This window comes from Geofilum rhodophaeum (assembly GCF_002210225.1).
In the GTDB taxonomy this organism is placed as follows: Bacteria; Bacteroidota; Bacteroidia; order Bacteroidales; family Marinilabiliaceae; genus Geofilum; species Geofilum rhodophaeum.
The window spans coordinates 107,354-120,398 of sequence record NZ_MWUJ01000010.1; the positions used below are offsets into that span (position 1 = coordinate 107,354).

Below are 13,045 nucleotides of genomic sequence, written 5' to 3' on the forward strand. Positions count from 1 at the left end.
GGACTATGAAGAAGCTATTGTTTATATTATTTCTGTTGCCGGGCTTGATGATTTTCTCAGGCTGCAGCGATTGGCTGGATTTGCGACCCGAAAGTGAAATTGTACTGGAGGATTACTGGCAGGATGAAAACGATGTAAATCAGGTGTTGGCTGGTTGTTATCGGGCAATGACCGAAGACGGGTATATGGAACGCATACTGGTTTGGGGCGAAGTGCGCTCCGATAATGTGGTGTCCAATACGGCAGGAGCTCCTTACGAAATGTTTCGCCTGATTAATGGCGAGATTACTGTTAATAATGCTTTTTCCAAATGGGGAAGTATGTACTCGGTGATTAATTATTGCAACACTTTGTTGTTGTATGGGCCGGAAGTCGTGGAAAAGGATGAAAATTTTAGTCAGGCCCAATTCAATTCCATAAAAGCTGAGGTCCTGACCATCAGAGCACTTACTTACTTTTATCTGGTTAGGACTTTTGGAAAAGTGCCTTGGATTGAAACGGCCAGTGTGGATGATAACCAGGATTATCAGGTTGCGGCATCTCCCGATGTTGTCATTCTGAATCGATTGTTGGAAGACCTTTCCTTTGCAGAAAAGAACAGTCGCGATCGATTCGAGAACGATGAGTTGACCAAAGGGCGAATAACCCGGTCGGCTGTACGGGCTTTAATGGCAGATATCTATTTGTGGCTGGAAGACTATGAGAATGCGGTGAAGTACTGTGATCTTGTATTGACTAATGAGGACCTGGAGTTGGTCCCCGGGGAGGAATTGATTCGGGAAGTCTTCTTTATGGGTAATTCCGTGGAGAGTATCTTTGAATTGCAATTTGATCGTGATGTGCAAAACAACAACAGGGTAAACGAGTATCTGGGTTTTTATCAGGTGCCTAACGGGTTCTGGGCCTTTCCTATGAATCTGATACAGGGAGAGGGAAATCCACTGCCACGTATTTTTGACCGTAAGGAGGGTACTGGTACCGAAAGCGCCAATGATTTTAGAAAAAAGGATTTTCTTTATCCTTTTACTTCGGAAAATTATAGTGCCTTCAAGTACAGTGGTGCTTTCCGGACTGAATCGGCAGATGGAAGCAGCAGTTCTTATGCTTTCGGTACCCGTACGCCAAATTGGATTATTTATCGCTTGGCCGACATTCTGCTTTTAAAAGCCGAAGCCTTGGTTGAGCTTGATCGCCTGGCCGAAGCGCTTACTCTTGTAAATCAGGTTTATGGCCGCATGAATTATGAAGATAATGCACTTCTGGAGCTGAGTAATTATTCAACAAAAGAACGCATGCGCGAACTCGTTTTACGAGAGCGACAAAGGGAATTGATGTTTGAAGGTAAAAGATGGTTCGATTTGGTAAGGTACGGCCGCAGACTTGATGATGCAGGGGCTGTAGCAGCCAAGGTGGCTATGAAATTTTCCGGTGGAACCAGTCTCACCTGGCAGGTTCAGGATGCCTTGTATTTGCCCATACACATCGACGAACTGAACTCCAATCAGGAATTGGAGCAAAACCCCTTTTATGATATCGAAAGTGAAACAATCAATAAGTAAATATATGGCGATGGATGCAGTGTTTAAAGCTAGAAACTCGTTTGCAGGTCAATGGATGCGACTCATGCAAATGTTGATTGTTGCCGGGGTACTCTTTTTGGGTTCCTGCAACAGCGACGATATAGGCGGAAATTACTATACTTTTTCGGGAGAAACAGTAGGCGCCTATATTCGCAGTAACCCCGAATATTCTGAATTTACACGTATATTGGACACCACCAAGGTTATGGGGCTGTTAAATGCTTATGGACAGTATACTTGTTTTGTGCCCACCAATGAGGCGCTGCGTGCTTATTATGCCGCTAAGGGGAAGGAATCGCTTGCTGATTTCACCGTTGACTCATTGCGCATTATGGCCTATAACCATTTGATCAAAGATTTTCTGGTTTCAACCGAGTCCTTTAGAGAGGGGATGCTTTCTAATTTGTCGATGAATGGAAGGAACATCAGTGTGGCTTTTGATTCGGATGAGTTGGGACGTAATGTTTTTTTGATTAACGGCGCTCTTGTTCAGCGTGGCGATATTGAATTGCACAACGGAATGGTACATATTCTGGAAGGCGTAATCTCTCCCACAGATAATACAGTGCCCGATGTTATCGCTGAAATTCCTGAGTTTAGTTTGTTTAGTCAAGCCTTAACCGAAACAGGCTTGTATGCACTGATGCTGGATATTGAGGATACCGATTATGAGTTGCCTGTTGAATTAATCGAAGATCATGCCGATAAGGATGGCGGACAGGGAGGGGTCATTAAGCGTGTGCCCCGGCAACGGAAATACGGATTTACCGCACTGGTGCCCAGTAATTCTGTTTTGGCACAAAATGATATTACTGATTTGGCATCAATGAAAAACTTTGCCCGCCAGGTGTATGATGCAATGTATCCTGAGGATGCTGATGTTGAGGATATTACCGATCGTCGCAACAGTCTGAATCGTTTTGTCGCCTATCACTTGTTGGATCGCACCATTCCTCAGCAATATTTTATTGAAGCCTACGATAATACCGGATTTAAAATCGGAACCAGCCATTCTGTCAAGAGTTTCGACATGTCCGAGTATTTGGAGACCTTAGCACCCAATGCTTTAATGGAAGTAAAAGTGATTAGAAGTACCAATGAATACAATGTGTTTAATCAATTGCCCAACGGTAAAGCGGTAAGATTAGATGGGACTTTTGTGGATATGGATGCGGTGAACGGTATTGTTCATGGTATTGATGGCGTGTTGGTCTATTCTCAAGAGGTGGTAGATATGCTAACCAGCAAACGTATAAGGATGGATGCAGCCAGTTTTTTCAGAGAGCTGCGCAACAACGATATGCGGGTTGGTAAACGTTATACCGAGCTGGATTCGATAAATTATCCCAGAGAGAGTTATTATTTTCCGCCTAATTATATGGAGCGACTCTGGACCTCTGAAGGTACGCAGTTTACTTATTTGACAGCCGATGATCGTTTTCTGGATTATCAGGGTGACGAAATTTGGTTGGTTGGTTTGTACCATTTCAAGATTGAAACTCCACCGATTCCAGCAGGCACTTACGAAATTCGTTTCGGTTACCAGCCGACACCTTTCCGAGGAGCGGCTCAAATGTATTGGGATGGACTGCCAGTAGGTATTCCTTTGGATTTGCGCCTAGACGGTTCGAGCGGAAAAGTTGGTTATGAGGCCCCTGGAGATAATCCTACAGATCCGGATGGTTTTGATAACGATCGCATGATGCGAAACAGGGGGTACATGAAAGCACCGGCTAGTTTTAAGGTGCTTAACCCTGAGTGGTACGGTGGAGGAGCGTTAGAAAGCGCCCGCAAGAGTCCGGCTGCTTTGCGAAAGATTTTAGGGATTTTCACTTTCGAAGAAGATGGCCGCCATGTTTTTGAGGTTCGTGCTGCACGTGAAGGTGAGTTTATGCTCGATTATCTGGAGTTTATGCCCATTGAGTTGATTGAATTTGAAGGCATCGATTAGGACTTGAGTTGCCTTACAATATTAATTTTATAAAAGAAATATCCATGAAATTATTTAAGGATAGCTTTGCCTGGATAGGATTTCTGCTGGTCACCCTGTTTTTGGGAACCGGATGTGAAGACAAATGGGACGAGCACTATACGGGAAGCGCTAATGAGTCTGTTGCTTATGCCAGTATTTGGACTTATTTGGAAGCGGACGCTGAGCTCAGTACTTTTACCTCTTTAGTAAAGGAGGCTGGCTACGACACCCTCTTGGGAGCTTCTCAGACCTACACTGTATGGGCTCCGCTTAACACTGCTTTGGCCGATCTTGAGCTGGAAGGGCCGCTGGCAGTTCGAAATTTTGTAGAAAATCATATTACCAGGGGCAGTTTTCCCTACAGTTTGTTTGTGGCCGATCGCCTTGTTCCACTGATGAACGGAAAGCGAGTGTTTTTGCACGGTGATGGAGAGCAGTTATTGTACAACGACGTGTCTTTTGAGAGCAATAACATCAGAGCAGGTAACGGCTTGGTTCATCGGCTTGATGGTTATGTCCCTTATACTGCAAATCTTTGGGAATTTCTAACCACAGGAAATGAGTTTGATTCATTGCAGACTTATATCAATTCTCTAACTGAGATGGTTTTTGATCCTGAGCAAAGTGTACAGGTTGGCTTTAATGAGGAGGGCAATGCCGTATACGACTCTGTTTTTGTTATGAGCAATTCATTTCTGAATACACGTGGTTTTTTAAATTCGGAGGACAGTATTTACAGTGTTCTGCTTTTGTCGGATGAGGCTTGGACGGAGGCTTATGCACAAATTCGTCCCAGGTACAATTTCCCTTCAGCCCGCGGTGGTCTTCAGCGTTCTGAGGAATTGTCGCGTCAGGCTATGGTTGATCATTTGGTTTTGCGAACCGACGGGAGGGATGTCTCCGGATTGGATTCTGTTGTTAGTACGGCTGATGAGATTTTTTACAATCCGGGATATTTGTTTGCGGGAGCTGAGCTTGTCGACTTAAGTAACGGACGCGGATTCAGAACATCCCATTATCCTTTTGTGGATACCCTGACTTGGTTACAGCCAATTGAACTGGAAGCCGAGGAGCCCAGCGGCCGAAGTTTTACCAATTTCTTTTATTCAGTGCGGTCGGGAAGGAGTGTAGAGGAAGAAGTCTCCGGAAGTTTTCTTGTTCTGGAATCGTCGTTGCCAGGTAATAGTCCCAAATCCAGTGTGACTTTTACCTTGCCTGATATTTTGGCGGGTAAGTATAGGTTGTATGTAGAGTTTTTGCCCACAACCATTAATGATCCAAATAAGCAACTGCCTTCGAAGGCAAGTTTTATGATAACGCATTTGAATACCGATGCTGGTGGTTCGCGACGTGTTCGTGTCAGTGGTCCTTTGGAAACCAATCCTGCTTCGAAAACGAAGTTGTTTGTAACTGAGTTGGATTTGCCATATGCCAATATTCAATCCGATGAGCATAGTGCCCCGGCCATGACCATTCAAATAACAAACGAGACAAAGTTGGAGGAGGAAACAGCCGGAGCATATACTCGTTCGATGCGAATAGATAGAATAGTATTGGAACCCGTTGTTGAATCCTTTGTAGAATAAGCAATAAATCATATACGATGATAAGGAATAGAATAAGCAATAGAAGCAGGGGCCGGATTTTTAAGCATTCGGGTTTGCATGTCTTTTTGTGGATTTTCTGTCTGAGTGTCCTTTACGGCTCTTTGGAATTAAGCGCCCAGGCACCAGCAGCGGATTCGTTAGGTTATACAGTTGTAATAAAGGTGGTAGATGCAAATAGTGGAGAACCCGTGGAGGCTGCACAGGCCAAAACGCTGCTGTTTGAAGCTGCCGGGACCAGTGATCAGGACGGTGTAATGTCGATTGTTGCCACAGTGCCTTATGATGTTGTGGAGGTTCGAGCTTTTGGTTACAATCGTGTGGAGGTTCCTTTGCAAGGGCGTTCCGAGGTTTTTGTAGAACTGTATCCTGATTTTTTTAGTGCTCAGGTTGGGGAAGAAGAGGGTTTGTTGGCTAATTTTCGTAAGAGTCAGAATCCCGCGTCGTCGGTGAAATTGGATGCATTTAAGCATGGCGCTTACCTTTCAGCCGATGAGTTTATTCATGGGTACGCCGGTGGTGAAGTACGCTCCCTCCGTCGGTCCGGTGTCAGCGGCTTGGGAAGTGCTATGTTTTTGCGTGGATATAACTCCATTCATCGCAATAGTCAGCCACTTATTCTTGTAGATGGGGTGCCCATTAATAGTGCCTATGATGAAGTGTCTTTACATAAAGGATATTTTGGGAATCGCCTGGCCGACTTGAGTGCTTACGATATTGAAAGTATTAATGTAATAAAAGAAGGGTCTCCTATTTATGGAGGTAAGGGGGCCAACGGCATTATTGACATTCGTACCAAACGGGGCAAAAGTATGGTTACCAAAATTGAAGTAAATGCTTTTGCCGGCATCAGCGAAGTGGGTGGACGCGAGATTCCTGTAATGGATGGGGATGCCTATCGGATTTATGTCTCTGACCAATTGGTTTCTGCTGGCCGTGATCCATCTGACCTTGCGGAGTTAGCTTTTCTAAATGATGATCCCGGCAATCTGGAATACCGTCGTTATCATAATGCAACCGATTGGAACGATGAAGTATATCGGAGTGGTTTTATTCAAAGTTACAACATTAACGTGGATGGTGGTGATGAGCAAGCTTTTTACGCATTTTCGCTTGGTTATACCGGTGAAGATGGCGTGGTGCGTAACACCGATATGCAGCGCTTGAATACTCGTTTTAATGCCGATATTAACTTGAGAGATGGCCTGGATCTTGCTATGAATGTTGCCTTTACTACGGTTGACCGGAATTTACTGGATGATGGAGTTGCCGAGTCTTCCTCGCCTTCCTATCTGGCTTCCATAAAGGCGCCCTTTTTAAATCCCTATACTTACACGCTGGGGGGGACAGAGACCTCGGTTTTGGAAGATTATGACTTGTTCGGAATAAGCAATCCCAATGCCCTTATCGAGTTGGCGCTGAATACCAATAAGCATTATCGTTTTAACGTAGGTGTTGAGCCCAAAGCCCGTTTGAGCGAGCATTTCGTTTTAAGTAATTATTTCGATTACAGTCTCGATAAAAGTAAGGAAACTTATTACAGTCCGGTAAAAGGTGTAGCCCCCATTTTGTTTCCAGGTAACGACGACTATTCTGAGAATTTTTTTCGCGGACAGGTTATCCGTAATGTCGGATTGTACAATGACGCCAGATTACAATTTAATGATGTAGTTAATGGGGAGCATATCTTGGCGGGACGAATGGGGGTGCGGTATCTAATGAACAATTACCGTGTTGAATATGGCGAAGGCCACAACTCCAAAACCGATCAGGTTCGGAATCTGATTAATGAGTTAGAATATCGGCGTGTAAAGGGAGATAATGCCGATAGTCGATATTTGTCGGGATATTTCACGTTTGATTATAATTATGCCAACCGTTACTTCGTTTCCTTATCGGCCGCTGCCGATGCTTCTTCCCGCTATGGTGCAGACACCGAGGGTGCTTTCGATTTTTTAGGTAGTAGTTGGGGTGTTTTTCCTGGTGTAAATGCAGCTTGGGTGGCGTCTTCGGAATCTTTTTTTCCTAAAAGCAAGCTTCTTAATCAGTTGAAAGTAAGGGCTGGGTACAACATCACAGGTAATGACGATCTGGATCCTTACGCGAGTTTTACTTATTTGGTTTCTCAACGATACATGGATCGTGGCAATGGCTTGGTTTTGGGTGGAATTGGTAACAGCGGTCTGAAATGGGAAAGAACTGCCAGCAGTAATGTTGGCTTGGATTTGAGCTTGTTTAACAACCGATTAACCATGAGTGCCGATTGGTACAATAAGGCTACTGATGATTTGTTGGTGTTGAAAGAATATCCTCAGGTTTTAGGCAAGGGTCATTATTGGGTCAATGATGGCAGTTTGTCGAATACCGGGGCAGAAGTAGCCCTTAATCTGAAGGTGCTTAATCTAACGCGTCTTTGGTGGGAAGTCGGTGCCAGCGTAGGGCACTATAAGAACGAGATTGTCGGCTTACCTAATGGTCGTTTTACTACCTCCTTGCTTGGTGCTGAATTACTTAGTGAAGAGGGGTCTGCAGCTGGTGTTTTCTATGGTTACAAGTCTCTGGGCGTAATTCAGAATGATGCTGCTCTAATTCAGCAGCCATTAAAAACGCCACATGTTACCACCGGGGAAGATGTTTTCTTTTTGCCTGGAGATGTGCTTTTCGAGGATCTTGATGAGAATAATGTTATTGATGAAGCTGATCGCCAGATTATTGGAGATCCTAATCCTGATTTTTTTGGAAGCTTTAATACTTTGCTTGGCTACGGTAATTTTACCCTGGAAGCATTGTTTAACTTCTCCTACGGCAATGATATTTATAACCATCATCGCCGAAGTCTCGAAAGTGGCAACGATTTTCGAAACCAGTCCGAAGCTCTGCTGTACCGTTGGAAGTCTGAAGGTCAGCAGACCACACAGCCTCGTGCAGTTTTTGGAGATCCTGCTGGAAACGCTCGTTTCTCGGACCGCTGGATTGAAGATGGTTCATTTCTTCGTTTAAAGACCATTACTCTTAGTTACAGGGTGCCAGTTAAAACCCAGATGCTTGAATCTTTTGATGTTTGGATTTCTGGAAACAATTTATGGACCCTTACCGATTACCTTGGTCGTGATCCGGAGGTAAGTGCCGGGAATGGAGTTTTGTATCAAGGAATTGATACCGGCTTGTTGCCAGGTAACCGGGGTATTGTAGGTGGCATTAAGCTTAATTTGTAAATGCCACTTTTGAGGTTTTAACCTCGGTAAGTATGGTCTTTTGTGCTTGTAGAATTTAAAAAAATGAGAACATGAAGTGGTTAAATAGAGTGTTTGTTCTTTTTGGAGTGCTTGGCTTAATGCTGAGCTCCTGCGAGGATATGTTGGAGGCGGATTACAACGGAGTAATTGCCGAAGAGGATTACCATCTCAACTCTCCCAACGACAGTATATACTCCATGTTGGGTATTGTAAAGGCTTTGGAAGCCCTTGGAGAGCGTTATGTTGTTCTGGGAGAAGTCAGGGGAGAGCTTTTGGAGCTGACGCCTAATGCCTCTGAAGATATTCGTCAAATTTCGAATTTTGAGCCTGCCCCAGATAATCGGTATGCCGATGTTCGTGATTATTACGCGGTTATAAATCGTTGTAATTTGTTTGTTGAGCGTTTGGATACGTCCATTGTGGCCCAGGGACAGAAGGTTATGCAAAAAGAGTTTGCTGCAGCAAAAGCCATCCGAGCGTGGACTTATTTGCAATTACTTTTAAATCATGGTGAGGCGCATTATTATGAAAATGCCTTAGTTAGTGTGCTTGATGCTGAGGAGGTTGAGTCTAAATCGCGGATGAATCTGGAAGAGGTCCTTCCGCTTTTGATTGCTGATTTGGAAACGGTACGTGATATACCATTGCCAGGAAGTTTGGAACTGGGTGAAGATGTTGTTGATTCGCGTAAATTGTTGTTGCCGGTTCGCTTTGTTTTAGGTGATTTGTACTTGTACAACGGGGACTATGAAAAAGCTGCGCAGGCTTATTACGATTTGATGTACAATGATTTTTTATTGTTGACAGATGAATATCGGCTGCAATTGGAGGTGGTTGATTTGGCTTTTACCGACTATTTTTCCAGTTCCTGGAACCAGGCCTTCCGTCCCATTAACAACGAGACCGAATTGGTAAGTTTTATTGCCGGATCGGTAGCCTACGGGAGCAGTAATGGTTTGGACAGCTTATTTCGATTGGATTACGAATTGAAGCCCAGCGAAGTCGCACTGGATTATTGGGACACGCAAACCTATTACCACTCACAAGCGCTTAGTCGCCAGGGTGATCTCCGTCGTTATGGCAGTTTTTCGGTAAATACTTTTTACTTGGGGTCCTTAGCCAATTCCGAAACTCGCTGGGTAAACCGAAAGTACACGCAAACAGAAAATACCTGGGCCGTTCCGATCTATCGGGTGGGACTCTTGTATTTGCGTTACGCCGAAGCGGTCAACCGTGCCGGTAAACCCAACCTTGCTTTTGCAGTTTTAAAAAATGGGGTGAGTGCTGCAGAACTCAATAACAACAGCATTATTCCTGAACAGGAAAAAATACCCTTAGCCCCGTATATGGATTTTACCCGTGATCGTTTCAATGTTTTTTCGGCGACCTCTGAAATCAATACACGGGGGGTACATTCGCGCGGTTCGGGTAATGTGCATAATATTGTTTCGTATGTTATTGCATCGGAGCCTGACTGGACGCTCCAGGATTCCATTTTGTATGTAGAAGATTTGATTGTTACCGAGCTGGCTTTGGAAACTGCTTTTGAAGGAAACCGCTTTCATGATTTGATGCGTGTAGCCAAGCGGCGTAATGATCCGGCTTATCTGGCATCAAAAGTGGCCAGTAGAGCTGGGGCGGAGAGCCTGAGGTTGCAGGGATTACTGATGGATGAGAAAAATTGGTATTTGCCCTACTAGAATATGATTATTGCGGATCTAAGATTTAAAGCTGTCTCTTTTGAGGCAGCTTTTTTTGGTGTGCAGTGCAGCCAGATGGCCTTTGTTCAATAAACAAACAGGGAGAAAGTGCGATCTTTCTCCCTGTTTTCTTTGACAGTTTCTATTGCTTTTTGAAGCTGTTTAATAAAAGCTTACTTTCCCTTGATGTAGTTCGTTAGCTGTGGATATTTGCACCAGATACACGCCTTTGGGTAGTTTGTAGTCCGGAATGTGAATGGTGCGACTTTGCTGATTGGTTAAACTGTAATGGACCTTTCCGTTCAAGTCAATCAGTTTTAGGTCAAAAGGTGTCTTGGGCTCGTCCTCACCATTAAATCCAACGGCAAAAGTACCTTTTGTTGGGTTGGGGGTAATGAAAATGGTACTGGTGTTGTTGTCTTGCTCTGAAATTGGTGAAAAATTACCTGTGGTTCCTGTTTTCTGCACTCTTATTACCTGAAAGGAATGGGCCGGAATGAGATGAGTAAATGTGCTGCCGGGTAGGGTGACTTCGCTTTCAACCGGAACAATGACTTGTGCATTGCTGATGGAGTTTCGCTGGTCGGGTTGCCCTTGAAGGGAAATGATTCGAGCCTGCGGAGAAATACTAACTCCTTCGAGTTGAATTTCTGTGTCGAGGTCATTGTTGGTTGGATTTACCAATTTCAAGATAATGTCGTTTGAGGCCGTGTCATAAATGGAGGAGACGTAAACCAGATTGGTGTTCGCACTCACCTCAAAAATGAGTTCATCGTTAATAAAGCATTGGGCCGATCCGGAGTTGACAGCTATTGTTATTTCGTACCATTGATTGCTCTGAATGGAGCCACTGCGTGCCTGAATCAGACTTTTGGCACTCCCCTGTATTTTTTCCACCGCATGCTGGGTGTTGTTCCATCCGGCAATATTGAACCAATAATAGTCGCCTCCGTTGAGCGCAAAGGGGATGAGAAAGCCTTCACTTCCTCCTGTTTTTCGCGCTTTTAGTTTTATGGTATAATTGTCTTCGGTGATGGGTAGGTTGAATAGACTGAGTGCCGGTTCGGCAGCCGAGCTTTGGATCAGAGAATTGTTGCTTACTGAAAAGGAGCCTGCTTGGGTTGTCCAGTTGTCCGTGTTGTCGAAGTTGTCCTGGTATAGCGTTCCGTCGGTTGTGCTGATGGTCAGGTCTGCAAATTCTGCCTGTGTATTCCAGGTGCCAACCCCTGTTTGTCCCTTCATCTGCTGAAAATTATTGAGCAGTCCCTCTTCATAGCTTATAACGGAGGGGTAGTACTCATCCCCATTATGCACACCATAAAGTTGCTGTACATAGTAATTGGCAGTTTTAACCGTTTGATTGTTGTTAAAGCGTATCAGGTCGGGGTGCCATTGTTGGTGGTTTACATTACTCAGAAGTGGCGCGTAACAGGTGAATTCGATGATGTCGCTGTTGCGTTCTACGCCTGTTAGGTAAGCTGCTTCTGCCAGTGCGTTATACAGGCGATCATCCCGAGAGGCATATTCTCCAATGAAAACCGTAGGGCCTTCCCGGTCGAAATTGTCGTACCGATGGGTGTTTTCAAAGAACCATTCGGGGTCGTTGTAATAATGTTCATCTACGGCGTCCAGATGGTTCTCCCGACTGAATTCCCAAAGTGAGTGATAGTGACTCCCTGTGTCATCGGTTCCGGAGGTGCCAATAATTTCTATTTCCGGATGGTATTTCCGGATAGAATCAGTTATCATCATAAATCGTTCTCTGAACTCAGGGATGTCGTCTTCTTCATTGCCCAGGCAAATGTATTCCATGTTGAAGGGTTCGGGATGTCCCATTTGAGCGCGTACCGCACCCCATTCTGAATCTGCCGGACCATTGGCGAATTCGATGAGGTCCAATGCATCGTCCACCCACATTTGCATTTCGCTGAGTGGAGCAACTTCGCGACCTCTGAATTGACACGATACGCCCACAGGGACAACCGGAAGAGGAATGGCATTGATGTCTTCACAAAACAGGAAATATTCGTAGAAGCCCAGTCCGTAAGTTTGGTGATAACCCCAAAGATTCCAGTTGGGTTTGCGTTCAGCGACATCACCAACCGTGTGTTTCCATCGGTAGGCATTGTCGAGTCCCCTTCCATGTGAAATGCAACCGCCCGGAAAACGCAGAAAGGTTGGATTAAGGTCGGCTATGGCTTGTGCAAGGTCTTTGCGTAAGCCGTTTTGTCGGTTGTTGAAGGTTTCCTGAGGGAAAAGCGAAACCATGTCAGCATAGATTGTTCCCGTTGCTGTGGGGGAAAGTTGCAAGGCCGCATTTGTGAGGGAAAAGCCACTGTAAAATGTTAACTCATACTTCTGCCATTCTTCGCTGAGCTTGTGAATGGTGTCGCTGTGTAGAACGATATTGGTAGGACTGACCAATTGAACGGCCACAGCTCCGTTGAAATTATTGTCTCTCTTAAGATAGATGGAGAAATCGTAGCGCTTTCCTTTATCAAGGGTAATGCCATCGAAGCCGGTGTTGCGTACTCCTGCTTTGAGGTTGGGTTGATTGACTTCAACTTTTAAATACTTTGTGTTATTGCTGTTTAGGGGCGAAGTGTTTTCTACACTAATGTTGATGTCTGAATCTCCGTTGATCGCCACGCTCCAGGCATCAAGTGGCTGCATGTCGGTGTAGTTCGCCACAGGGTAGTACTCAAAGGAACGATTTTGTATGAGTTCGGCATAGAGCCCTCCGTCAGCCCCATAATTTATGTCTTCGAAAAAGGCCCCCATGAGGGTCGGGCTCATAGCAACGGGTGACTGGGTGAAGTCGGTTTTTATGCTTATCTGAGCACCTGCTTTGCTCCCCCAAAGTAGTATAAGCACTAAAGTCAAATAGGTCTTCAATCTTGTCATAGCTTTCATTTTAAATGTTTGCGCTTACCAGGCTGAATTTAGTTCTCAA

6 protein-coding genes are annotated in these 13,045 nt (G+C 44.8%); 5 read left to right on the forward strand and 1 reads right to left on the reverse strand.

Annotated elements, in window-relative coordinates; genetic code table 11:
- The first annotated feature begins 5 nt into the window (after window positions 1–5).
- The 5 genes from B4W65_RS10655 to B4W65_RS10675 all read left to right on the forward strand — a co-directional run bounded on the left by B4W65_RS10655 (window position 6) and on the right by B4W65_RS10675 (window position 10,092).
- A complete protein-coding gene (locus B4W65_RS10655) occupies window positions 6–1,559 on the forward strand; it encodes a RagB/SusD family nutrient uptake outer membrane protein (protein ID WP_088655142.1) in 1,554 nt (517 codons plus the stop codon).
- On the forward strand, window positions 1,528–3,531 hold the full coding sequence (locus B4W65_RS10660) for a fasciclin domain-containing protein (protein WP_088655143.1): 2,004 nt from the start codon (window positions 1,528–1,530) through the stop codon (window positions 3,529–3,531). The genes B4W65_RS10655 and B4W65_RS10660 overlap by 32 nt, the downstream gene beginning before the upstream one ends.
- 44 nt (window positions 3,532–3,575) lie before the next feature.
- A complete protein-coding gene (locus B4W65_RS10665; RefSeq protein WP_088655144.1) occupies window positions 3,576–5,138 on the forward strand; it encodes a fasciclin domain-containing protein in 1,563 nt (520 codons plus the stop codon).
- 17 nt (window positions 5,139–5,155) lie between these two features.
- Entirely contained in the window at window positions 5,156–8,371 is a 3,216-nt protein-coding gene (locus B4W65_RS10670; RefSeq protein ID WP_088655145.1) for a SusC/RagA family TonB-linked outer membrane protein, read from the forward strand.
- Between the two features lie 71 nt (window positions 8,372–8,442).
- Complete coding sequence (locus B4W65_RS10675) at window positions 8,443–10,092, forward strand: RagB/SusD family nutrient uptake outer membrane protein (RefSeq protein ID WP_088655146.1); 1,650 nt, start codon at window positions 8,443–8,445, stop codon at window positions 10,090–10,092.
- A gap of 162 nt (window positions 10,093–10,254) precedes the next feature.
- Here the strand turns inward: B4W65_RS10675 and B4W65_RS10680 are convergent, their stop codons facing one another.
- On the reverse strand, window positions 10,255–12,996 hold the full coding sequence (locus B4W65_RS10680; RefSeq protein WP_158522837.1) for an alpha-L-arabinofuranosidase C-terminal domain-containing protein: 2,742 nt from the start codon (window positions 12,994–12,996) through the stop codon (window positions 10,255–10,257).
- Window positions 12,997–13,045: the final 49 nt, after the last annotated feature.

Excerpts from the sequence above, each read along its gene's own strand:
- B4W65_RS10655 (WP_088655142.1), top strand. The coding sequence starts at position 6 with ATGAAGAAGCTATTGTTTATATTATTTCTGTTGCCGGGCTTGATGATT.
- B4W65_RS10660 (WP_088655143.1), top strand. The coding sequence starts at position 1,528 with ATGATATCGAAAGTGAAACAATCAATAAGTAAATATATGGCGATGGAT.
- B4W65_RS10665 (WP_088655144.1), top strand. The coding sequence starts at position 3,576 with ATGAAATTATTTAAGGATAGCTTTGCCTGGATAGGATTTCTGCTGGTC.
- B4W65_RS10670 (WP_088655145.1), top strand. The coding sequence starts at position 5,156 with ATGATAAGGAATAGAATAAGCAATAGAAGCAGGGGCCGGATTTTTAAG.
- B4W65_RS10675 (WP_088655146.1), top strand. The coding sequence starts at position 8,443 with ATGAAGTGGTTAAATAGAGTGTTTGTTCTTTTTGGAGTGCTTGGCTTA.
- B4W65_RS10680 (WP_158522837.1), bottom strand. The coding sequence starts at position 12,996 with ATGACAAGATTGAAGACCTATTTGACTTTAGTGCTTATACTACTTTGG.